The sequence below is a fragment of the Neorhodopirellula pilleata genome (genome assembly GCF_007859915.1).
Classification (GTDB): Bacteria; Planctomycetota; Planctomycetia; order Pirellulales; family Pirellulaceae; genus Rhodopirellula; species Rhodopirellula pilleata.
On sequence record NZ_SJPM01000002.1, the window covers coordinates 589,598 to 612,503 of the forward strand.

Sequence of the window (22,906 nt, forward strand, 5' to 3'; positions counted from 1 at the left end):
CCCCACACCATTTGACCCTCAATGGCTGCTAATTCCGACGATTTTGACAACGACATCACGACTCCCGCTGACAATCCGATCGCGCCTGGTCAGCCGGTGATCAGCGAGAAAGTTCTCGCCGACCGGGAACTGCTTCGTAAAGCGCAAGCCGAAGGCAAGACACTCGGTGCGTATGTCAAGTTATCCGGACCGGGTTGGTTGCAAAGCGCGATTACGCTCGGTGGTGGATCACTCGCCGGGTCACTATTCCTGGGCGTATTGGGCGGAACGTCGATGCTGTGGTTGCAGATCGTCGCGATCATCTTGGGCGTCGTGATGCTCTCGGCGATCAGCTACGTGACGCTGTCGACCGGTCGGCGTCCGTTCGAAGCGATCAACTCGGAGATCAATCCGGCGTTGGGTTGGGGATGGTTGATTGCGACGGTGATGGCGAACATGATTTTTTGTATGCCGCAGTTCAGCCTTTGCTATGACGCGCTGGATAAAAACCTTTCGACGCTTGGAGGCGGTGACGGACTTGGCGGATCCGCTGCGGCAAAGTGGACTGTGACGGCGGCCTTGCTGTTTGCCGCCGGTTTCATCGTTTTGCTCAATATCAAACAAGGCAAAGCGGCCAAGTTCTTTGATCGTTTCCTGAAGGCGCTCATCGGGATGGTCGTAATTTGTTTTTTCGGCGTCGCGATCCTTTTGTTTGCCAAAGGCGAAGTGAACGTGGGAGCGGTGATCGCTGGGATGATTCCTGACTTCTCGCAGTTCCTTTCTCCGGCGGGCGAACTTCGAGGCTTAGTCGACGGGTTGTCGCCCGAAGGCGAATCGTTTTGGCGAACGAAGTTGATGGGAACACAACGAAACGTAATGATCGCGGCGATCGCGACGGCCGTCGGGATCAATATGACGTTTCTGTTGCCCTATTCAATGCTTGCGCGAGGTTGGGACAAGCCGTTCCGAGGTTTGGCGCGATTCGACTTGTCGACCGGGATGGCGATTCCGTTCGTATTGGTGACAAGTTGCGTCGTGATTGCCGCAGCGGCATCGTTCCACAATCGAATCGACGATCAACTCGCGTCCACCGACCCGGTCGTGATGCAGCAATCGCCCACATTCAAAGATGTCCGCAATAGCTTGACTGCTCGAGTCGATTCGACGCTCGGTGACGCAGCGGCAACGACGAGCGAGGAGGCCAAGTTGGCGATGGTGGCGGCGTTACCCGAAGATGAAAAACGACTTGCGTCGGCACTGGTGAAACGGAACGCGTTTCAGTTGTCACAAACGCTCGCGCCACTCTTGGGCGAAGGCAATGCCAAGTTGGTGTTCGGGTTGGGTGTATTCGGGATGGGGTTCTCGACGATCATCATCTTGATGTTGATCAACGGATACGCGTTCCGCGAAATGTTCGGCAGACCGGACAGTCAGGCGTTGTTCATCACCGGTGTCTTGGTCGCCGGAATGTCCGGGGCGAGCTGGGTGTGGCTGTGGACCGATGACGCGACACGATTTTGGTTGGCAATCTTCGCGAGTACGTTCGCGGCGATGTTGTTGCCGATCGCGTACGTGACGTTCTTCTTGATGATGAACAGCGACCGGATCCTGGGGGACGAACGTCCGACCGGCGGCAGCCGCTTGGTGTGGAATATCTTGATGGGCTTGGCGGTGCTCGGTGCGACCGCCGCTGCCGCGACCGCCATGTATGACAAGGCGATCGATCAAGAAAACCCCGCCGCGTTTCCCACCGTGCTGACCATTTTGATCGTTTACACGATCGCAGTCATCGCGGGCTTTTTCGTACGGCGGGATACCGGTTCTACTTCAACAACTCGTTGATCGCGTCTTCGAGTTCCGCTTCGCGGACGTTATGACGAACGACGCGTCCTTTGGAATCGATCAACATCATCGTCGGCAACGTTTGCACACCAAACTGACGTGACAGGGGGCTGCCCTCGAGCCCTCCGTCTTCGTAAAGCTGAGTCCAAGGCAGCGAGGTTTCACGCAGGAATTCGATCGCCTGTTCACGACTGTTGTCGATGTTCACGCCGACCAATTGCAAGCCGGCTTTTTGATAGCGGGCTTGCAAACCACGCAGTCGTTTCATGTCTTGTTTGCATGGTTCGCACCACGTCGCCCAGTAATGCAGCACAACCGGGCGGCCGCGCAATTGCGAGAGTTGAAACGGCTTGCCTTGGATGGTCTGGCCTTCCAACTCGACTTCTTTGCCGACCGATTCCAAACGGCGAACCGCTCCGGCGGCGCGTTCGGCTTCGTCGGTGCCTCGGAAATCGCGAACGACTTCTTTGTAGTATCCGAGTGCTTCGGTTTCTTGGTCTTCGAATTCCTTACTCAGTCCGAGTTGCAATTTCGCCTGCGCGGTTTCGCGGGCTTTGGGATATCGGTCGGCAAAATCGTTGAGTTCGCCCAACCACCATTCTTGAATCTTGGCAAAATCGGCGTCTGGGCTTTGACGTGCGATGTACTCGGTACCGATGAGCTGATACTCGGTGTATGCCCGCAAGGCTTCGCTTTGGGTGCCTTTCATTTGTGCCAGTGACGTCGCCAGTTTTTGCAAACGAGCGAGTCCATCGGGATACGCTCCGCTTTGAACGGCGACACTGACCGTGTCGACCAATTGGCGAGTCCATGTGTCGCGTTCTTCGGAGGTCGCAGCTGAAGTGACGAGCTTTTCCACGACGTCGGCGCGACGCTCGTTCAAGACCGCGACTTCCTTCGCGTCGGTGGCCCGAGCCAGCTTGCCGTCGATTGATTCGAGGGCGGCGACAAGTTCTTGTGTTTGAGTATCGCCCACGCTCGATTCGGACGCGGGACCGGATGTTATTCCGTTGGGTGAGAAGAACGTCCCGCCGCTTTGAGCGATCGGTTCGCCCACTTCGGAAACGACGGGCAGATCGATCAGTTTCCAGGCGTCGTCGATGCGAACGATCGTTCCGACCATCAGTTGCCCCGACGCAGCCTGTTTGCCACCGTCGAACATTGCGACGGCGTTTTCGTAAGCGATCACGTCCTTTTCGAATCCGTTCTCACCGGCGGGCACCACGCCCGGGACGGCCGACGCGAATTGTAACCATTTCGTTTCCTGGCCGATCACTTTTTGTGAATCGGCGAAACTCTTGAAGGTGGACGCGGCCCGCGATGCTTTGCGGACAAGCGATTCGAGTAAGTCTTCCGAAACGCCTGCCGATTTCAGCTCGCTCGGCGTGGCCAAAAGAATCGCGAAGCGGTTGGCGTCTTGCGATGCCAGTGCGGCGACGAGTTCTTTAGTCGCTTCCTCGGCCGAAATCATTTTCCAGCGATCGATTTGGCCGTCTTCGTTTGTATCAAGTCCCCAGCGTGTTCCGCCGGTAGCCATCCAGCGGTACTGGTCGGCTTTCCCGTTAAAATTCGCGTCAACGTCGCGATAGACCTCGACGCCGTAGAGAAAATAGCTCCAAAGGTCGATCTTTTTGTCACCATTGGTGTCGGCGAACCGGCGGAGCATCGAACCGTCGGCGGCGACGACTTCCCAACCCGACCAGTCCTTGCGTTCGATGTCGCGTACCGTGCAGCGATCAGCTTGTGCGTCGTCGACGATTTGGTACTCAACGTCTGACTGAACCGGTTTGAGCCCCAAAGCAGCCTTCGCCGAGGGCGGTGCGGCCCAACTCGGAGTGGCACAGCACGAAATAAGGACTGAAAAAAGGCACCAGGTCGAGTGAGCCCGCAGACGACCGTGTCTTGCGGGTAACGATAAATAGCTGACAGTCGGAACGTCCATCGCTGGGTGATACTTTCGTGGCTGTGGAGGTGAGTGCCGAAGCGGTACTTAGACGACAGCCCCGATCATTCCTGCAAAGACGTTTTCGAATCAAGGTCAGTTCGGGAATTTGATGAGTTCTTTCGTTGTTGTCACGATCTACTGGATCGGCACGCACTGGCTCGGTTCATCAGCTTGGTCGAAATGCAATGCGATGGCTGTTCGTTCGGTCGTCAACGGGGCATTGGCCAACATTCGGCGGACCGCCGCCAGAGGACTGCGATTTGATTCTCGCAATGCTTTTTGAACGGCCGAACCGATTCGGTTTTGTGCCGATTGGCTGCGGGTGTCGGCCGGCAAGGAATCGTCTTCCTTCACGCCCATCCAATCGTGACCGGTCACCATTAAGACTTCGCCGGGTTGCAATACGGTATCGCGAATCTCAACCGATTGACGCCCCATGAACTCGTCGGGACGCAATCGATTGGCGGATCCCATTCCGACGGGGCGAAACCCGTATTTGGAAACGACCAACGTGGACCAATCACCGACCGAAGCGATCTCACAGTGCCCCGTTTCGGGATCGGTATGTGCGTACATCAACGACAAGTTGGGTTCCCCATTCTCATCGAAGGCTCCGTCGCGGACCTGCAACATGGTCGCGAGTACTCGCATGACGGCGTCACCGGGTGTGTGTCGATAACACGCGTGTGCTTGCAAGGCGGCCCGTGCGACGGTGGCATCGAGTGTGGATGTCATGTTCATCGGACCGACATCGCCCCGGTCGTGTTGACAGATCGACATCGAAAGCACCCCGTCGGGTAAAACATCCCAATGATGCCAACTCTGTGCGATCGCCAACGGCGATTCGATCATCGCGTCGATCGACCACTGCGGCGCGAGTCGTTCGCCGATCGGAAGCGTGTCATGCTGCCAATCGGACAACTGATTCGTCCAATCCGCCAAAGTTGGTTTCGGGAAGTTCACCCTCGCCGGGCGGGGATCGACCGCCGTCGCGTTGATACGGACATCGTCGTACTCGTATACTTGGCGATTGTCTTCTGCCGACGCTTCGAGTTCAAAATCGCCCGGCATGGCGACGCTCAAACGTGTTGAAGGGGTGGCGTCAGCGGCTCCCGCAGCGATGATCGTTTGGGCCACGTGCGAGGCGGCGAGGCGAGCCGATGCCGTATGCCAATCTTGGAACTCGGCAATCTCTTTGCCGAACAACCACATCGTCCCGATCGGCAACTCGATATCTCCCAAGCATAAACAGATGCCAGATGCGAACGGTTCAGGTGATCGATAAAGATCCATCCCACCGGCGCGCAGGTCGTTGACAGCGACGATTCCTTGGATCATCGCTTCGAGATCGCCCCGGGCCCCACGCAGCGGTCTCACTGATCCTAGCCGTTTGAGCGGCGACAACCCAAACACAAACCGGGTCGCCAGGACCTCGGTGGGCTCATCAAGCATGTATACGGCGGCGGCTTGGGTGCCGGTCGCCATGGTCGCATCGGCCAACACTCGCGAAACCTGATCGACACAATGAACCCTTGACGATTGCGAAGCGATGACGGCCGCTCTTGCCGCCAATTCGGCCTGCTGTGAAGTCATGAGATGATGTTGTCGCTGCAACTGATCGGCAAGCAGGGTCGCTGCTTGGGCGAGCCCCTGTGCCTGATTCGGTGTGACCGCAAACGGCGTTCGACGCTCGTCCACCGGATCGATCGGTGTGCCCGGATCGATTCTCAACCCGGTGGCGTCGGAATAGGCTCGCCAAAAACTTGCGACGACTTCGGTGGGGTCGCACGAATCCTCCAACAAGAACGCTTCGTCGATGGTGGTTTGCATCTTGGTCATGACGTCACTAAAGGCTCGTTCGCCGTGAGATGATTCGTGGCAGGAATTCTCGGGACGCAGAAGCTTGAGGTAAGAAGGAGGAGGTGTTGACACAATAAGAGCAGCTCGACACGAGTAGCTTGATGGAAACCGACGAAACGCGTAACGGACGATGAAACATCATTCGCACATTCCCTTGTTCCATCAGCTAGCCGATCGAATCCGATCGACACCCGCCAACGGCCGCGTACCTCAAAGTTCGGCAAACCGGCCCGGCTTCGCTGAGTCGATCATCCGTTAAACTTCACCAAGATCACCGGGGCGATGGCGCATCCGGAATAAACGGTGGGACACGGCTATACGACGTCACGTGGCTTGAGCCCATTGACGGTGGCTTTGGCCGCTAACGGATCTTCCGGCCAGAAATGCTTCGGGTACCTGCGACGCAGTTCCTTGCGGATCTCGCCGTAGGTCGTTGCCCAGAAACTGGCCAAATCCTCAGTGATTTGTTGAGCGCGTCGATTCGGACCGAGCAAGTGCATTTGCACGTTAACTCTTCCGAAAAGAATTCGTGGCGTGCTCGTCCAACCGAAGCATTCTTGGATCTTCGCCTCGATCCAAGGCGGCTTGCCGGCAACATAATGAACGGCCGCACGATTGCCGCTCGGCAACGTCAAGTGCGTCGGTGCCTCTCGCTGGACGATTTGCCATCGTTCATAACCGATCACTCCAACCAGATAATCTTTCCATGGTGCCTTGCGAAGTTCCGCAAACGAGGTGCGACCGGCGCACAGTTCCATTAAGACCGATCGAAGGATCGATTGCGGATCCAATGATGATTGCGAATCGGCAGTTGTCCGCAAATCGCCAGATGCCTGCGAATCGATCATTGAAGGAGGTGCCGAGCGGCACACCAACGCAAGACGTTGCAAGATCACAGCCACCGATTCTTCCCGATTCGAAGCCGAGTTGGGACCGATCCGCGCGAGAGTCTCGTCGGTTTCAATCTCCTGCAATGCCGCTTGATACAAACAAGCTTGCGTTTGAGAATTCGGCTCGACCTTCGCAGGAGTTTCGTTCAAGATCAAATCGATATATTGACGCACCTTACGACATCGCAGCGATTGACCGGCCGGGTCGAAGTCGACTTGAACTTCCTCGACAATGGCTTCCTTGTCCAACCATGATTCCGCGATCGTGACCGCAGCCCGGACTCGAGACTCCTTGCCGCCACCGTCGACGTCGTAGCACAGCATCAACGGCGCACCGGTCGCAGTGGCGTCGAATCGCTTCAATCCGAATACGCCGCGGCCCCCGACCATCCGTCCTCGATCCGGGTCGTCGCTACGTCGCAGGACGACACGATCGGGATATGCCGCCAACAATGCTCGCGACCAGTCCGAATCTTCGTCGGTGCCTCGCGAGGCGTCGCGATCGGTTCCGGGTTCCCGTTCGCCGATCGTTCGTTCGATTTGGCGAGCGACCGAACGGATCGTTTCAATTAATCCGCTGCGTGACTTATCCTTCCGCACCAAATCAATCTTCTCCGTCAACGACAAACGATCACGGTTCTCCAATGGATCACGTTCACTCAATAACGCTGCAGCCATGGCCACATCAGCGACAGGAAGTCGACCCAACGCCTCAATGACAAACTTGGCGATTCGCGGATGCAGCGGCAAGGAGGACATCGATCGTCCGATCGCGGTGATCCGGCCGGCGGCATCGATCGCGCCGAGCTGCCGTAGCAAGTCATGTGCTGCAACCAACGAATGCACCGGAGGCGGCGTCAGCCAACGGATCGTCGACAGATCGTTCTCGCCCAATCCGGCCAACAACAAAACGATGCCGCTGAGATCATCTCGTTGAATCTCCGGGCGGTCGTAGGACGGCCGAGACGACGTGGCTTCCTTCGCCCACAATCGCACGCACAAACCGGGGCCCGTTCGGCCGGCGCGGCCGGCACGTTGATCGGCGGAGGCTTGCGAGATCGGCGTGACTTCCAAACGTGACAAACCGAGTCGCGAATCCATGATTGACGTCTTCGCCAAACCGCTATCGACGACGGCGGTCACGCCTTCGACGGTTACGGAGGTCTCGGCGATATTGGTGGTCAGGATGATCTTTCGCTGGCCGGCATGTGTCCGCAACGCGGCGTCTTGCAATTGAGGAGAGAGTCCGCCGTGAAGCGTATGGATCGCGAGTCCACTGGGACGCCCCATGGCCGCATAATTTGCCAAGTCAATTGACTCGAGAACGCGCTTCGCACGTTCGATCTCACCTACGCCGGGCAAGAAAGCAAGCACATGACCATCGGTTTGCTCGAGCGCGACCCGAATGCCCTCGGAGATTCGATTTTCGATTCGGTCGTGCAAGGAACTTGGACGATAGATCGTCTCGACCGGAAAAGATCGGCCTTCGGATTCCAAACACATCGCAAGAGGTTGGTCCGGTTCGGCTTGTGCGTCCAAAAAGTCAGCGATCGGTTTGGGATCCAAGGTCGCCGACATCACAATCAAACGCAAGTCGTCACGCAAAGTCGCGCGCAAACGAGCGGTCAGAGCCAACGCCACGTCCAGATCGAGTGTGCGTTCGTGGAATTCATCCAACACGACGCATCCGACGTTTTCCAACAACGGATCGGTTTGCATCCGTCGCAAGAACATTCCCGTTGTCATCAGCACTACTCGGGTGGCGGCGGACTCTTTGCGGTCCAAACGCACGTGATAACCGTAAGTTTGGCCGATCGACTCACCATGTTGTTGAGCCAGCCACGACGCCACCGATCGGGCGGCGAGTCGACGCGGTTGAATGACCCAAATCTGTTTGGCGTCAGCGGCTTGATCAACGCCACCGTGGCCGAGGATCGCCGGTGGCACGCCGGTGGTTTTGCCCGCCCCCGGGGGTGCTTTAAGGACGACGGCTTGCCCGAGATTCAACGCCGTACACAGCGGCTCGATGATGACTTCAATAGGCAGGGGCAAGCTGAATTTCCAGAGTTTGAATTGTCCTTACGCGTTCGTCTTCGGTTCAATCGAAATCCGACGTTCATGTAAGAACGACCGAAGCGCGGCGGCTAATTCGCCTGCGGTTTGAAAACGCTCATCCGGTTCGGACGCGAGGCACTTGGCGAGTAGGTCGTCGAGATTCGGATTGAACTTTTCGTTGATTGATCGGGCGCGTATCGCAGGCGTGGTGGCGATCGTTTGAATCATCTCGTCGCGTCCAATCATATTCGCGCCGTGCGGATGCTCACGCAATAGGAACAAATACAACATTGTCGCGATCGCGTACAAGTCGCTTCGATGGTCCACCTTGTCCAGTTCGCCGCGAGCTTGTTCGGGCGACATGAACATGGGCGTTCCCAACACAGCCCCTTCGATCGTCGTCGACGAAGAGAGATTCCGGTCGGGAACGAACATCGACTTGCAAAGACCGAAATCAACCAGCTTCGGGTGTCCTTGCTCGGTCACCATCACATTGGACGGTTTGACATCGCGATGAATAATGCCGCGTTGATGGGCATGGTGGAGGGCGTCGCAAATCGACGCGTGCATTTCGATGATCCGAGTTGCTTTTGGGTTTTCGTTGGCGACGTAGTGACCGAGCGAACGGCCGTCGATCAACTCCATCGCGTAGTACGCCGACTCGCGATCCAGACGGCTGGCGTAGATCTGGGCGATCCCCGGATGATCCATCTTTCGCATCGCGTCGACTTCTCGGGCAAACCTTTCGAAGACCGTGTCGGTGGCAAGATCGGCGCGGATAATTTTCACGGCCGCCAACTTGCCCGTCACGAGATGGCGGGCCCGCCACACGGTCGCGAACGCGCCCCGACCGATGATCTTTTCGATTTCAAAATCGTCAACCTGAGGCTTAGTCCATTGCACCGGCGGGACGGCTTCGACGATTCGTTTGGCCGCAGCCAAGCGACTCTTGAGCATGGCTGCCACGATCGGCTTAGTCAGATAATCGTCGGCACCCGCGTCCAAACCCGCGATCATATCTTCGTCGCGGTCTCGACTGGTCAACAAGATCACATAGGTGAAGGGGTGGTCGGGGTCCTGTTTGATTTGACGACATATTTCAACACCTTCAATTTCCGGCATCTGCCAATCCAACAGTGCTAACCTAGGCGGGTCGTCGGACCGCAGCGCGTCGAGAGCTTGGCGACCGTTCTCGGCGACGATCACTCGGTAGCCCCAAGGGACGACGGCGGCTTCGATCAGCTTTCGCCAAACGGGGTTGTCGTCGGCGACTAACAATTTCATCGAACGTCGTCCGGTGGCCGGAGTGAAGAAAGCGGATAGGCTCTAAATCGGGATGGCGTCAGCGACCGGCAAAACGAAAATCTTTCCGTCGCCGATTTCGCCACGGGTGCCGGTGCGAGCGGAGGCTCGGATAATCTCAATGACTTCGTCTAGGTCGTCTTCGTCGATGACGACCTCCAGAATCACTTTTCGCAACAGATCGATCCGGTATTCATTCCCACGAAACATCGCGGTTTGGCCACGTTGACGTCCGTATCCGGTCGCATCGCTGACCATCGTTTCGCTGTATCCCGCCTCTTCAAGCGCCGATCGGACCGTCGACAACCGGATCGGCTGGATGATTGCTTGAACCATTATCATAGACGGGTCTCTCGCGGAGGGTGTTGGAAGACCGTCGATTCTATCCCGCCGGACGAGTCACGTCACCGAGGCGACGGCCAATTTCACGGGGCCGCCGACGGAGATCGATTCGGCCAATGCGTCCAAAATTCGCTGCGTTTGCCAAGCCTGCTCGTGCGACTGCCGCTCGGCTTCGTCGATCCGTCCGAGGCGGATCCGACGCATGAATTCGCCGATCATGTTGCGTTCCTGGTGACAAACCGACGGCGCTCCGTCGGTCGGCACGGTCGGCTCGACCATGCTGTGAACTTTTCCAGAAGCTTCGTGAACCCAACTGCGGGCGGGCTTATCGGGCCATGGACGGGTGAAATCGTCGCAAACGATCGAGGCGTCTTCGCCAGCGATCTCGCACCATTTTCGAGTCGCCGTATCGAACCCACACGACAATGTCGCGGTCAAATCGTTACTAAATTGCATCGTTGCGGAGACCCGCGTGAGGACTCCCTCTCGATCCACCGCATCAGCGTAAACTTGCTGCGGTAAGCGTCCTGCGGCAAATCGAATCAGCCCTGCCGCGTACCAACCGAGGTCGAGCAAACAGCCGCCGCCCAAATCCGGATCGAGTCGGTGGTCGCCGTTTTGGAAAGGGCTGCGAAAGGACACCGCGGCGCTGAGATGACGCAAAGGTCCCAACCGGAATGACGGTTCGGTGGGTTCCTCATCCGGTTCGTCACTGACACCAAAATCCTCCGCATCCGATAGTGGCGTCGTCCGGTCCGGATCGAGCCACTGGCGAAACTGGCCGGTACGATCATGGTGCAACCATGCCGTTGCGTCGAGCAACCTCACGTCGCGCGTTTCCGCCGCATCGATCATCTCCCCGACCTGATCGGCATTCACGGCTAATGGTTTTTCACACAAAACGTGTTTGCCGGCGTCGCAACTGGCCAGCGTCCATTCGTGGTGTAACGAGGGAGGCAGCGCGACATAAACAGCATCGAAGTCGTCCCGCCGAAGCAGTTCGTCGTAACCACAAACTGCGTTTGGGATACCAAAACAATCGGCCTGCCAACGAGCCCGATCGGCGGACCGCGACGCGATCGCAGTGACGGTCGCGCCAGCGGTGGATTGAATATCCGCGATCAACCGCCGCGTCACGCGCCCCGTGCCCATGACGGCGAAGCGAACTCGAGAAGCATTCATTGAGGCCTATAGTTTCACTTTTGGCGGCTTGGCTTTGTTGTCGTACTTGGCTTCTTCCTCGAGCATGGGCGGGAATCCATTCATGTTTCGCCAAATCTCGAACCACAGCGGAACACGTTCGAGCAAGACCCATCCGTTGGCCCGAACACCCTGACGGAGAAATCGTTCATCCGGCCAATCACCGTCCTCTTCGGCTTGAACGAGGACTCGAAACTTGCCTTTGCCGTCGTCGGTCGCATCGATGGAGACGACTTCGCCACCGAAAGTCCCCACCGCAACGGAGGGCCAGCCGGCAAACTGAACCGCCGGCCATCCTTCGAATTGCAAACGCACATGACGACCGGGGGTAACCAACGGAGCGTCGTTTCCGTCGAGCCAAACTTGCACGGCTCGGTCGGACGTATCAGGAACGATCACACAAATCGGATCGCCTTCTTTCAAGACCGCGCTACCTTGATTGGGCATGATCTGGGTCAAGAAGCCGTCAAAGGGTGCGCGGATCGTTTGGTTGTCTTGCCGGGCGAGTGCCGTTTCGGCTTTGAAAACTTCGGTCTTTGACTTTTGAAGGTCTGACATGGCTTTGGCGATTTCACTTTCGCTCTTGGCGACGTCACCTTCGGCTTTATTAAGCGTCGAGGTGGCATACTCAATATCGGCTTGTGCTTTCTGTTCTTTGGCGTCTCGGTCGCGTTGCTTTTCCGCAAGTGCGGACTGCGCGGCCATCACGTCGGCTTCGGCTTGTGCCACCTTCGCTTTCGCTTCATTGAACTTTTGCTCGGCCTGCTGGAATTTTAGTTGCGACGCGATCCGTTCATCGAACAGTGTTTTTTGGCGTTCGTAATCGGTGGCCGCTTGTGACAAGGTTGCTTGAACCTCGGCAAGTTTTTGTTCTTGAGAAGCGATTTTCGCCCGGGCGGCCTCGACTCCCGCTTCGGCGGCGGCGACGGTTTGATCCTTCACGCTTCGGTAGGTTTGCACCTGAGCACGAATGGTCTCGGCCATCGCTTTGGCGTTGACTAGATTTCGTTGGCTGGCTTCGACAACATTTTGAACCTGATCGGCTTGGCTTCGAGCGGCTTCGAGTTGCGACAACAGGCGTTCCGCGTATGACTCGTCCAAATCGCGGATCTCGGCAATGATTTGCCCTTCGGTGACATGGGCATTTTCGAAGATATTGTCGCCCCACGAAACGATTCGACCTTTGGTTGGTGATTCGATCGTTTGCGTTCGGTCTCGCGGCGTGTAAGCGATAACGCTGCCGGTGCCTCGGACGGACTGCTGCCAGGGTGCAAAGACGACTAGGAATGAGCCGATCACGATCATAAACGTCAAGATCCGTCCTATCCGCCGAGCCCGGCGGGAGGAACGAGTTAGCTTCAACGATGGCATCGCCCGCTCGTCGTAGGCTTCAGGCAAGATCATTGTCCCCCGCCTTCGTGGTGTGATGGCGGGCTGGTCGCTGATCGGCGACTGGACGACTGCGGCGTCTTCAGGTTTGGTGGTAGTAGCCATCTTCTTTAGTTCGTCGCAAGGGTTTGTGCCACCGTGCTCAGTGGCAATTGAATCGAATGGTCACAGCGTTCGGCGATCCACCGGCGACCGGTCGCGATGACCAGGGTCCATCCATGATCGTCTCGCAATAAATATTCCAAAATCGACTCGGCTTCGTCATCGCTGAGCGAGTCCAGAACGCCGTCGATCAATAATAAATTAGGTCGTTCGGCGATTGCACGAGCCAGTAGCAAAAGCCGGACTTGGTTGGACGCCAACGGTGCCCCGCTACTGGTGAGGTGCGTCTGTACGCCTTCGGGGAGGCTATTGATCGTTTTGTCCAATCCGACCGCCTTGAGGGCGTTTTCGACTTCGAGGCCGGAAACGTAGGTCCGTTGCACGTGGATGTTTTCATCAATCGTCGAGGCGAATACTTCGCCGTCGCGTACGATCTCGACGTGGTTCCAAAAGTCGTCCGATTGCAATTCGCTTGGTTGCGATCCGTTGATCTCGACAATGCCGGCGGTGGGGCGTCGCGATCCGTAGATCAGGTCCAAGAGTGTGGATTTACCGGAACCGGCCGGACCGATGATGGCCGTCGATGAGGCGGGCGGCAAAGTAGCGGTCAACGGGGCAAACGCGGGCTTCTTTCCCTTTCGACTGTAAGTCACTCGGTCCAGCTCGATCTTCATCGGTTCGTCGCTGCCACAGTGCAGCGTGCCGCCCTGGCTGGCCAATGGCAAATCAAAGAGGGCGCCAAGCTTGTCGACCGAAGCGAGCAGATCGTAAAAACTCTCGAAGTGTTTGCCCATCTTGGCGAACGCACCGACGATCACAGCAACGATCAATTCCGCAGCGACCAATTGACCGAGGGTCAGTTCGCGAATGACGACGAGATAACCTCCCAGCCCCAGCAACACCGTGCTCGCGATCGCTTGCAGGCTCAGAGCGAAGATCACCTGACGCAACAGCACGCGGAAATGCTTTTTGCGATTGATAAGATAGTCGTGAACCAAACGATCCGAGCGACTCGCGGCGAGCCGTTTGCCCGATGCGGTGTGGAACGTCGATTGGCACCGAGCCACATCCTCGAGCCATGCGGCCATGTAGTATTTGCTCTTGGATTCCTTCACCGCCGTCTTCACCGCACCGCGGCCCAATACCACGATCAAGAACACGATCGCCGAAAGTAGCAAAGCGTCGAAGCCGAGCAAGAAAGGGTGGTAAAACCCGAGCACCACCATCCCGATGGACATGCTCATGATCAACGTCACACCGTCGAGCAATAGCGACGCTGAGATCTTCTGAACGCTGACGACGTCAAAAAACCGATTGGTCAATTCGGGTAAATACTTTCCTTCATTTTCCTCCGTCGCCACACGCGGTAGTCGATGCGCCAAGTCGCCCGCGATTCGAGCGAACAATCGTTGCTGGATAATTTCGACCACATATGTCTCGAGCGTCATGATTGCGGCGCTAAGACTTAGGAATAGCAACAAAATCAACGACAACACGAGCACCGGTTGCAGGTAGTTGCCGAAGGCGACCGTATTGACGAGCGACTCCACCGCGATCGGGGTAGCCAAAGAGAACAAGCCGACAACGAAAGCGAAAACGATCACCAGCCAAATGTCCGACCATTCTGGTCGAAGCAATTGCACCACCCGGGCAATCGGTTTCATCGGCGGGCCGGAACTATTGGTTGCTTGAATCGACACCTCCCGCCAATCAAACGCGACGCAGCGAATCCGCTCGTCCTCGGTCATTTGACTCAAACGGCTGCGCAAACGCCGCGCCGAATTGATCGTCTTGTACTCGTTGCGGCTGGATTCCCAAAACAGTGCACGGCCTTTGGCATCGTGACTCAACAGGATCCACTGGGCGATCGACCCTTCCTCGCCATCGCGATCCGACGTTGGCCGAACGCTAGATGCCTTGTCTAAAGACCGAGCACGGGCTTCGTCGCCTATGTCGAACAGCACGACATCGGCACCGTCGTTGATCAACCGCAAAACTTGATCGACGCTGCAGTCGAGCACCGCCGGGCGGAGTTGCAACGCCGAAGCGGACTCCGTAAAAATTTGCCACCAATCCGCCGGCAAAGCCCCTTCGTGGCGTTCGAGCGTCTGGTGGAACATCCGCTGGACCGTGGTCCGTTCCATTTTGACGCGTTCACGAACCAACAGTTCCAACGTCAACGCGCCCTCGGACGCCAATCGCCGCTGAAACGCCAGTCCTCCGCCGGAGAACGAATTCCCGCTCGGCGTTGAATCACGCGAGAATGAGCCTGAGTCATTGTCAGGTTCGGAACCAGATGGGAAAGCGGAGTTGCTCATGAAGTCGTTAGGGCAAGGGTGGCGAATCCATCAGAGCGGAACCTTTAAAAAGCCCCATCAAGTTTATCGGACGGGCAACCGTTTCGCTCGTTCAATAGTATGCCTATCGGTTCAGTCCGGACAGCGATTTTGCCTAACCGGAACGATCTTCAAAACCATGAGCGAGTCGCCGTTATAACCGTTTCTCACGGCATTTCGAGTACGAAAACGCGTTCAAATGTGCCGAAAGTTCCGGGCAGACCTCCTTATTGTTGGAAGTTTTGCGCGTTTGAAATCACGGAATGGAATCCGTCAAGATGGACTCGATGGCCAGCCCACAATTGTTACGACATTGGACACGCGTTTGCATGTTGGCGGTGTGGGTTTGCGTTTCGACTGCGGGATGTCGGTCGACGCAGCCGATGAAAGCCGTTGCGGTGCAACAAACCCCCATTGCGGTCTCGGCGGCCGTTGCTGCGGCTGCGGGCAAAACGGGCCCGACAGCGACGGGTGGGGCAGCGGTAGGTGCGGTGGATGCCGCAGATTCGGCGACTGAAAGTCGCCGCCACGATGACGAAATGTTCCTTGCGGATTCTCCGTTTCGCTTGACCTCAGCCGAACTGCCCGTCGAAACTGCTCAAACGCTCCCGGCCGCCGCAGCGGAGGCCGCCGAGGCGAAGGTCGACGCCGTTTCGATCGAAGAACTCAAACCGCCCGGCGGAAATATCGATCCCAAGCTGCCCAATCGGGACGACGCTGAAGCAGATTCGGCTGACGAGAATTTGCCGATGCCGCGGTTGCTACCCCCGCCGCTGCGAGCCGGGGATGCCGATGCCGGTCTCGGTTTACCGTTGGACCAAGTTGTTGCTTCGGTTCAAAGCTTCTTTCCGTTGCTCGAAGTGGCCTATTTGGAACGCGACCGCACCGCTGGCGACCAAATCGCCGCCTGGGGCGAATTCGACACCAAACTAAAAGCCCGCACGGAAAACCAATCACTCGGTTTCTACGAAAACTATCAACACGGCGGAGGCGTGTATCAGCCGCTTTATAACGGTGCCGACGTGTATGCCTCCTACCGGATCGGGCGGGGCGTGTTCGAACCGTGGTATCTTGAACGCCAAACCAACGAAGGTGGCGAGCTCAAGACCGGTTTCAACGTGCCGCTGTTACGCGACCACGACATCGACCGGCGACGGGCGGAATTGTGGCGGGCGACCTACGACCGCCAACTCGCCGAACCGGCGATTCGCCAAGAAGTGATCGGCACGATTCGTGATGCGACTCTGTTTTACTGGGAATGGGTGGCCGCCGGGCAGCAGTACCAAATCGGTAAAGCCGCATTGGAATTGGCCCAACGCCGCAACCAACAAATCCAACGACGCGTCGAGGAGGGCGATTTGGGCGAACCGGATCTGGCGGACAACCGGCGGGCGATCATCCAACGGCAAGGCAAACTGATCGACCTGGAGCGAAAACTAATTCAATCCGCCGTCAAATTGTCATTGTTTCTGCGCGACGAGAACGCCATGCCCTTGACGCCGACGGAAAACGAATTGGCCGAATTCCCGCCGATCCTTCCATATGACATCTCGCAATTGGAAGACGACATCAACTACGCCGTCCGGAACCGTCCGGAATTGGTCAGCATGGACTTGATGATCCGTCGCGTTCGTGTGGATCTCGCCGAAGCGTTCAACGAGACCAAGCCGGTTCTCGATGCGTTCTCCAACGTGTCCCAAGACCTCGGGGAGCCAACCAGCAACAAACGCGACAAGTCGGAACTGGAGCTGGAAATCGGGATGGAGTTCGAATTGCCCGTCCAACGCCGTAAAGGGTTCGGCAAGATGCGTTCGGCACGGGCGAAGATCGGTCAAATCGAAGCCAAACGGCAGTTCACGGTCGAGAAGATTTCCACCGAAGTTCAAAACGCCGCCGCCGCACTCGATGCCGCCTACGCTCGCGTGGAAGCCATCACCGATGCGGTTGAAATTTCCGAAGAACTCGCCCAGATCGAGCGGCGTAAGTTCGAATTAGGCGAAAGTGACCTGTTGGCGGTTTTCTTACGCGAACAAATCGCGATCGAAGCGGCCAGCGAATTAATGGTAGCGAAATTGGACTACTTCATCGCCCGAGCGGATTACACTGCGGCTTTGGCTTACGAGTTTCCGGTGCTCTTCACACCCCCATCGCCCCCGACGGTTCCAGCGCCTTGATCACAACACTGGAGGTCCGTCCTTCAGTTCTTATCGATCCATTGCACGAGTTTTGTTTCTATGCCCATCGCAATTCAATGTCGTTGCGGAAAATCTCTCAGCGTTCGCGACGAACTGGCTGGCAAAGCGGTCAAGTGTCCAGGGTGTAGCCAACCGGTGCGGATTCCCGATGGACCGTCCAAACCGGCAGCCGCGTCACCCGTGGCTGCCAAGCCGGGTGTTGCCAAACCGGTCGCTTCCCGGCCCGCTCCGACCCCCGCAGCCGCTCCGCGATCCTCCATGGACGACTTGTTTGCCGAAGAAGGCATGGATCGCCAAGTTACGTCAATCTGTCCGGCCTGCAACGCCGAGATGGCGACCGGCGCTGTGCTGTGCATGAAATGTGGCTTCAACCAACAAACGGGTGAGCGAATGCAGGCTCACTTGGTTGCCGGCGTTGACATCGATGCGGGCACGATGGCGTTGATGCGGGCCGAAAAAGACATGGCGCGGACGCAAGCGTTGCAAGACCGAATGATCAAGAACGCGGGTATGCCACCGTGGATGTTGGCGTTGGTGCTGTTCATTCTGGGCAGCGCTACGACGATCGCCGTGATCGCGGTCAACGCCTCACGCAGAGCCGAGGCGATCGACTTCAGCCCGATGCGGATGTTCTTGAACCTGGGCGGTTCGGCATTCTTGATGGTTGCCATCGGCGCGGTCCTGAGCATGATCGCTTTGGCCTTTCGAACCGACCGAAAAGAAGGCCTATTGTCATTGACGATCCTGTACTTGTTCGTTTTCGCCTTCAAACGAAAAGAGGGGACATGGAAACGTCTCGCTTTGGCGGTCGTTTGCGGTGCCATCGCGGGGGCGTTCTTCGCAGGTGCGTCGAAATACTGAGCATCGCGTGAACAGTAAGTGGCATAGGCTACCAGCCGTATTATATCCCTCAAGTCCTCATGTATTGCTCCCCTGCCGGCTCGTCCGGCAGGAAGCCGAGGTTAGCAAGCTAGATACAAGCCGCAACTCCCCCAACCTTCCGATTTTCACTTGTGCTCGCCGCTTCAAGCGGCGAGCACAAGTGAAAATCGGAAGGTTGGGAGGGCGTCGTTGTCTAGCTTGCGAACCTTATTCACCCACGAGACGAGCTCGCGGGGGTCAAAAAAGATGTGGGGTATAAAAAGGCTGGACGCCTATGCCACTCTTACAATGCAAGAATTAATGTTCACGCGATCCTTCACCTTGCTCGTCGCCGGAATGCGGAATCGGCTGTTTGTGCAGGGTGGCTAGCGCGTTGGCGGCCGCTCGTTGTTCGGCGTCCTTCTTGTTGTTGCCCCAAGCCGGTGGAAAGACTTCTTTGCCGATGACCGCCCCGATCAAGAACGCCTTGCGATGGTCGGGACCGCTCTCGCGCACCATTTTGTACACCGGAGTCGCGGCGAGTTCCCGCTGGGCGTACTGTTGCAAAACCGATTTGTGGTTGCCGGAGCCTTGTGTGTCGACGGCGATCCGGACTTCCTCTTGCAACCATCGTTTTAAACGATCGCGAACGACCTCCGCTCCGCCGTCGAGGTACAAGGCCGCGATGATCGATTCGAACACGTCGCTGACGAGCGATCGCGGGTAGCTTCGGTTGCGAGTCACGCCACGACCGACGATCAAGCATTCGTCGAGTCCCAACTTGCATGCCGTCCGTCCGCAAGAGCGGCGGCTGACGACGGCGGATTTGATTTTCGTTAAGTCGCCCTCGGAATACTCTGGGTATTCCTCGAACAACCATTCGCAAACGGTCATTCCAAGAATCGCGTCGCCGAGAAATTCCAATCGCTCGTTGCTCGCCAAACGGTTCGCCGCACCCGACGCGTGCGTTAACGCCGATTGCAACAAGGATTGGTCACGGAACGAATACTGCAGAATTTCTTCGCAGCGTTTCAGCTTGGTTTGCGAGTCCGCAAATACCTGATCAGGTGTGCCGGAATCGATCAGTCGAACCGAGCCCGAATCGGATGAACCAGGGTCAGCTACGAACTGGCCGGGACCAGCGAGCGACTCGTCGCTTGGTGAAAACGACGACGATTGATCGGTCGCCGAAGGTGAGCGGGTAGAAGGATCCGAGGGTGACGACATATCGTCAACCGGATCCGTATCATGATCTGATGCGGGCACGCGATAACCATTTTTTTGAACGAAGGAAGCGAATTGAATTGAATTCGCCATGCTTCAGTCCCGCGCCGGTGGCCGAAAGATACTTTCGGCCACCGGTGAGTGACTGGGGTAACTTCGCTAGACTAACAAAGCAGGCTTCTTGAGACTACCCCGAGCGGGGCAGGACGTGAAGCATTTTTCAGGTTTCTAAATTGCCGCCAATGTGTTCGCTTCCCTGGTCCCTTAAGATACCTCAACGATTCAATTTCTCATGACGTATGACAATACGATGCCGCGACTCGCATTCTTTCTAGTGATTTTTTCGGCCGGTTCGCTGATCATCCACCGGGACGCGCGGGCTGACTTGAACGCCGATCTGAGTTTCCTGACTAGCGACGAATTGCAAGGTCGCAGCAGTATCGATCCGACGATTCATTTGGCGGCGCAATTTCTTGCCGAACGCTTTGAACAAATCGGACTCGATACGAATCTCTTCGACGGCGGACCGTTGCAATCGGTCGACATACCCATCGGTCGCCAAATCGGGGACGTCGCAAAAAACTATTTGCTCGCGACCGGAGACTCTGGGCGTGATGCACTCGAACTAGCCAAAGACTTCACGCCGATGGCGATCGGAGTGGCCAGCGGCCAAGCCGAGGCCGAGATGATCTGGGTCGGCTATGGCGTGCAAGCGGAGAAACTCCAATACGACGATTATGCGGGCGTCGATGTCCGGGGAAAAATCGTCGTCATGCTTCGCAAAGAACCGGGCCCCGAAAATCCAGATAGTCCTTTCGATGGAAAGGAGAATACTCGGCATGCGTTCTTTCAAACCAAAGTCGCGACCGCCATCGACGCGGGAGCGATCGGGATCATCTTGGTCAACGATTCGGCGAGCACCGAGCGAATGATTGCCCAGGTCGAAAGTCGACGCCAAGCCGAGGTGCAACGTCGTGAAGCCATTGAGAAACAACTTACCCAGTTGCCCGCCGAAGCGATCAATATCCGCAAAAAACTGGAAGACCAATTGAATCTGGCTCGGGAGTCCTACCAATCGTTGGAACTCGAAGTTCAAACCGCTCGAGACGGGCTGATGGGGATGTCCGAAGCTGGCGACCAACCCCAAGGCGGACAGGTTCCTAGTATCGATCCCAACACGAACAAGAAAACTCGCCTTCCGCCGGTTCCCGTGATCGCCGTATCCCGACCAATTGCCGACCGTTGGGTTCAACTCGCTACGGCGGCAAACGGTGGTGAGTCTCGAACTCTCAAGCAAGTTACCCAACGGATCGATACGACGTTCCAGCCCGACAGTTTTGCGATCCCCGGCATCCGAGCCAAGATGCAAGTGGACCTGACTGCGGCGATCGTTCCCAGCCCGAACGTGATCGGCACCCTCGAGGGTGCCGGTGAACTAAGTGACGAAACGATTGTGATCGGTGCCCATTACGATCACGTCGGCACAGGCGGATACGGTTCATTGGCCCCCGGAACGGTTGCCGTACATAACGGCGCTGATGACAACGCGAGCGGGACGGCGGTGATGCTGCGCGTCGCCGAATGTTTATCCAAGTCGCTGCCCTCGATTCCCAATCGCCGCCGCGTCGTCTTCATTGCCTTCACGGGTGAAGAACGCGGATTGCTTGGCAGCCAACACTACGTCGAGCAACCTCGCTTTCCCATCACCAAAACCGTCGCGATGATCAACATGGACATGGTCGGCCGGTTACTCGACAACGAGCTGACCGTCTATGGCACCGAGTCGGCTGATGTCATGGATACGATTCTGGACGAAGCAAACTCCAAAGCCGGATTCAAGCTTGACCGAATCGGAAGTGGATACGGCCCCAGCGATCACGCCTCTTTCTACGGGGCAGGCGTTCCGGTCCTGTTCTTTTTTACAGGTTTGCATTCGGATTATCACCGGCCCAGTGACGATTTTGAGAAACTAAACCTGGATGGCATGCGTCGGATAACCGATATGATCTGTCAGGTCAGCGAGCGATTGGCGACAATTCCCGAGCGTCCGGTATACAACCAGACAGAAAACAACGTCCAGATTCGTCGTCAGTTGACGGTTTTCATGGGGGTGCAACTGTCTCAACAACCGGCCGAGGTGGTGTTCTCGTCAATTCTCGCCGACGGACCTGCCGAAGCGGCTGGCTTGCTCGCCGGTGACCGTTTGGTCGCCGTTGGAGGAAAACCAATCACGCAACTGGATGCCCTTTTCGAACAATTGCGACGACGATCCCCCGGGGACAAACTGCCCCTGGAGGTGAGACGCGGTGATGAAGTTTTGAAATTGGACGTGACGTTGCGTGCCCGTTAGCTGCAAAGCACACGCAGGCGAGTCTCTCCGAGACTCGGAGCACCGAGCGTTTGGGAGCACTACGGCTACGTGCGTTAAGCCTACAAACTTACGCTAGGGTGCTTTGCGGCCGCTTAGAGGACTTCTCAAAAAACGTCAGTTTTGGCGACTCTTTGAGAAGTATTTTGAAAAGAATATTCACGTGAGGTCAAAAACGACATGGATCGCTCTTGCCGCCAATGACCTCGATTGACACAATTCTGACTGTTTCGACCGCGACCAAAATCTCACGAAGTGACCGTCTCACTTCACCACCACGGGATCGCGGCCAGGAGAGAGTTCGCATAGGGGCGAGGATGCCCTTATTTGGAGTCAACGATCTCTTGATTTTGGGTTTCGCATTCACCACGCAAGGAGTAGCGGACGTGCGACGATTCGTTCTATCGGCCATCGGCTTGGCCATTACCACACTGACTGTTCTCGCCCCGACCGCCGCGACCGCTCAGGAGAGTGGGCACCGGATGGCCGTCGTTGATGTTGCCTACATCTTCAAGAACAACGAAGGGATCAAATCCCAAGTCAAGGAAGTCGAAGACAACCTGAAGGCCTTCGACGCCGAACTGCAGGACAAACGCAATGAGCTCAAGTCCGCCGCAGAAAAGCTGAAGACCTTCACCGTCGGTTCACCCGACTACACCGCTCAAGAAGAGCGAGTCGCATCAATGGAATCGAAGCTGCGTCTGGACATGGCTCGCAAACGCAAAGAGCTTGCCGATCGTGAAGCAAAGATCTACTACGACAACTACCAGCACATCGCGGCGGGCGTCAAAATCTTAGCTCAGCACTACAAGATCAACTTGGTCTTGCGTTACAACAGCGAAGACATGGACCTTGAAAAAGGCGAATCGGTCATTCGCGGTGTTATGAAGAATATCGTCTACCACGACGAATCGCTCGACATGACCCCTGGTGTGATGCAGTACCTCGATAAGGTGCTTGTCGCCGGCAACAAGGGCAATGCAAGCCGTTAATCACGACTTGTTTTTCATCCATCG

Annotated in this window: 14 protein-coding genes; 5 read left to right on the top strand and 9 right to left on the bottom strand. The window is 56.8% G+C overall.

What is annotated here, in order from left to right:
* Positions 1-21 precede the first annotated feature (21 nt).
* Positions 22-1,821 carry a divalent metal cation transporter gene (locus Pla100_RS07305; protein ID WP_146577009.1) on the top strand — a complete coding sequence of 600 codons (1,800 nt, stop codon included), beginning with the start codon at positions 22-24 and terminating at the stop codon, positions 1,819-1,821.
* Here the strand turns inward: Pla100_RS07305 and Pla100_RS07310 are convergent.
* The 8 genes from Pla100_RS07310 to Pla100_RS07345 all read right to left on the bottom strand — a co-directional run bounded on the left by Pla100_RS07310 (position 1,802) and on the right by Pla100_RS07345 (position 15,224).
* Positions 1,802-3,763, bottom strand: a complete 1,962-nt coding sequence (locus Pla100_RS07310; protein ID WP_146577010.1) for a redoxin domain-containing protein — start codon at positions 3,761-3,763, stop codon at positions 1,802-1,804. The genes Pla100_RS07305 and Pla100_RS07310 overlap by 20 nt on opposite strands.
* Before the next feature lie 138 nt (positions 3,764-3,901).
* Entirely contained in the window at positions 3,902-5,605 is a 1,704-nt protein-coding gene (locus Pla100_RS07315; RefSeq protein ID WP_146577011.1) for a sporulation stage II, protein E, read from the bottom strand.
* A 335-nt stretch (positions 5,606-5,940) separates the two neighbouring features.
* Positions 5,941-8,568, bottom strand: coding sequence for an ATP-dependent helicase HrpB (gene hrpB, locus Pla100_RS07320; RefSeq protein WP_231602799.1), 2,628 nt, complete (start codon positions 8,566-8,568; stop codon positions 5,941-5,943).
* Between the two features lie 27 nt (positions 8,569-8,595).
* The gene (locus Pla100_RS07325; protein WP_146577012.1) at positions 8,596-9,855 is read right to left on the bottom strand and encodes a protein kinase domain-containing protein; all 1,260 of its coding nucleotides are present in this window, start codon (positions 9,853-9,855) and stop codon (positions 8,596-8,598) included.
* Positions 9,856-9,897: 42 nt separating this feature from the next.
* Positions 9,898-10,215, bottom strand: a complete 318-nt coding sequence (locus Pla100_RS07330; RefSeq protein ID WP_146577013.1) for a P-II family nitrogen regulator — start codon at positions 10,213-10,215, stop codon at positions 9,898-9,900.
* Positions 10,216-10,272: 57 nt separating this feature from the next.
* Positions 10,273-11,397, bottom strand: coding sequence for a Gfo/Idh/MocA family protein (locus Pla100_RS07335; RefSeq protein ID WP_146577014.1), 1,125 nt, complete (start codon positions 11,395-11,397; stop codon positions 10,273-10,275).
* A 6-nt stretch (positions 11,398-11,403) separates the two neighbouring features.
* Positions 11,404-12,909, bottom strand: coding sequence for an HlyD family secretion protein (locus tag Pla100_RS07340; RefSeq protein WP_231602800.1), 1,506 nt, complete (start codon positions 12,907-12,909; stop codon positions 11,404-11,406).
* Positions 12,910-12,914: 5 nt separating this feature from the next.
* A complete protein-coding gene (locus Pla100_RS07345; protein ID WP_146577015.1) occupies positions 12,915-15,224 on the bottom strand; it encodes an ATP-binding cassette domain-containing protein in 2,310 nt (769 codons plus the stop codon).
* Between the two features lie 281 nt (positions 15,225-15,505).
* On the opposite strand from Pla100_RS07345, the gene Pla100_RS07350 reads away from it, so the two are divergent.
* Together Pla100_RS07350 and Pla100_RS07355 are read left to right on the top strand one after the other, a co-directional pair.
* Positions 15,506-17,416, top strand: coding sequence for a TolC family protein (locus Pla100_RS07350; RefSeq protein ID WP_231602801.1), 1,911 nt, complete (start codon positions 15,506-15,508; stop codon positions 17,414-17,416).
* 60 nt (positions 17,417-17,476) lie between these two features.
* Entirely contained in the window at positions 17,477-18,298 is an 822-nt protein-coding gene (locus Pla100_RS07355; protein WP_146577016.1) for a hypothetical protein, read from the top strand.
* 318 nt (positions 18,299-18,616) lie between these two features.
* Here Pla100_RS07355 and rnc read toward each other — a convergent pair whose 3' ends face one another.
* A complete protein-coding gene (gene rnc / locus Pla100_RS07360) occupies positions 18,617-19,525 on the bottom strand; it encodes a ribonuclease III (protein ID WP_146577017.1) in 909 nt (302 codons plus the stop codon).
* 289 nt (positions 19,526-19,814) lie between these two features.
* On the opposite strand from rnc, the gene Pla100_RS07365 reads away from it, so the two are divergent.
* Together Pla100_RS07365 and Pla100_RS07370 are read left to right on the top strand one after the other, a co-directional pair.
* Complete coding sequence (locus Pla100_RS07365; RefSeq protein WP_146577018.1) at positions 19,815-21,872, top strand: M28 family peptidase; 2,058 nt, start codon at positions 19,815-19,817, stop codon at positions 21,870-21,872.
* Positions 21,873-22,276: 404 nt separating this feature from the next.
* Positions 22,277-22,882: an OmpH family outer membrane protein gene (locus tag Pla100_RS07370; RefSeq protein WP_231602802.1), complete on the top strand. Its 606-nt coding sequence runs from the start codon at positions 22,277-22,279 to the stop codon at positions 22,880-22,882.
* Positions 22,883-22,906: the final 24 nt, after the last annotated feature.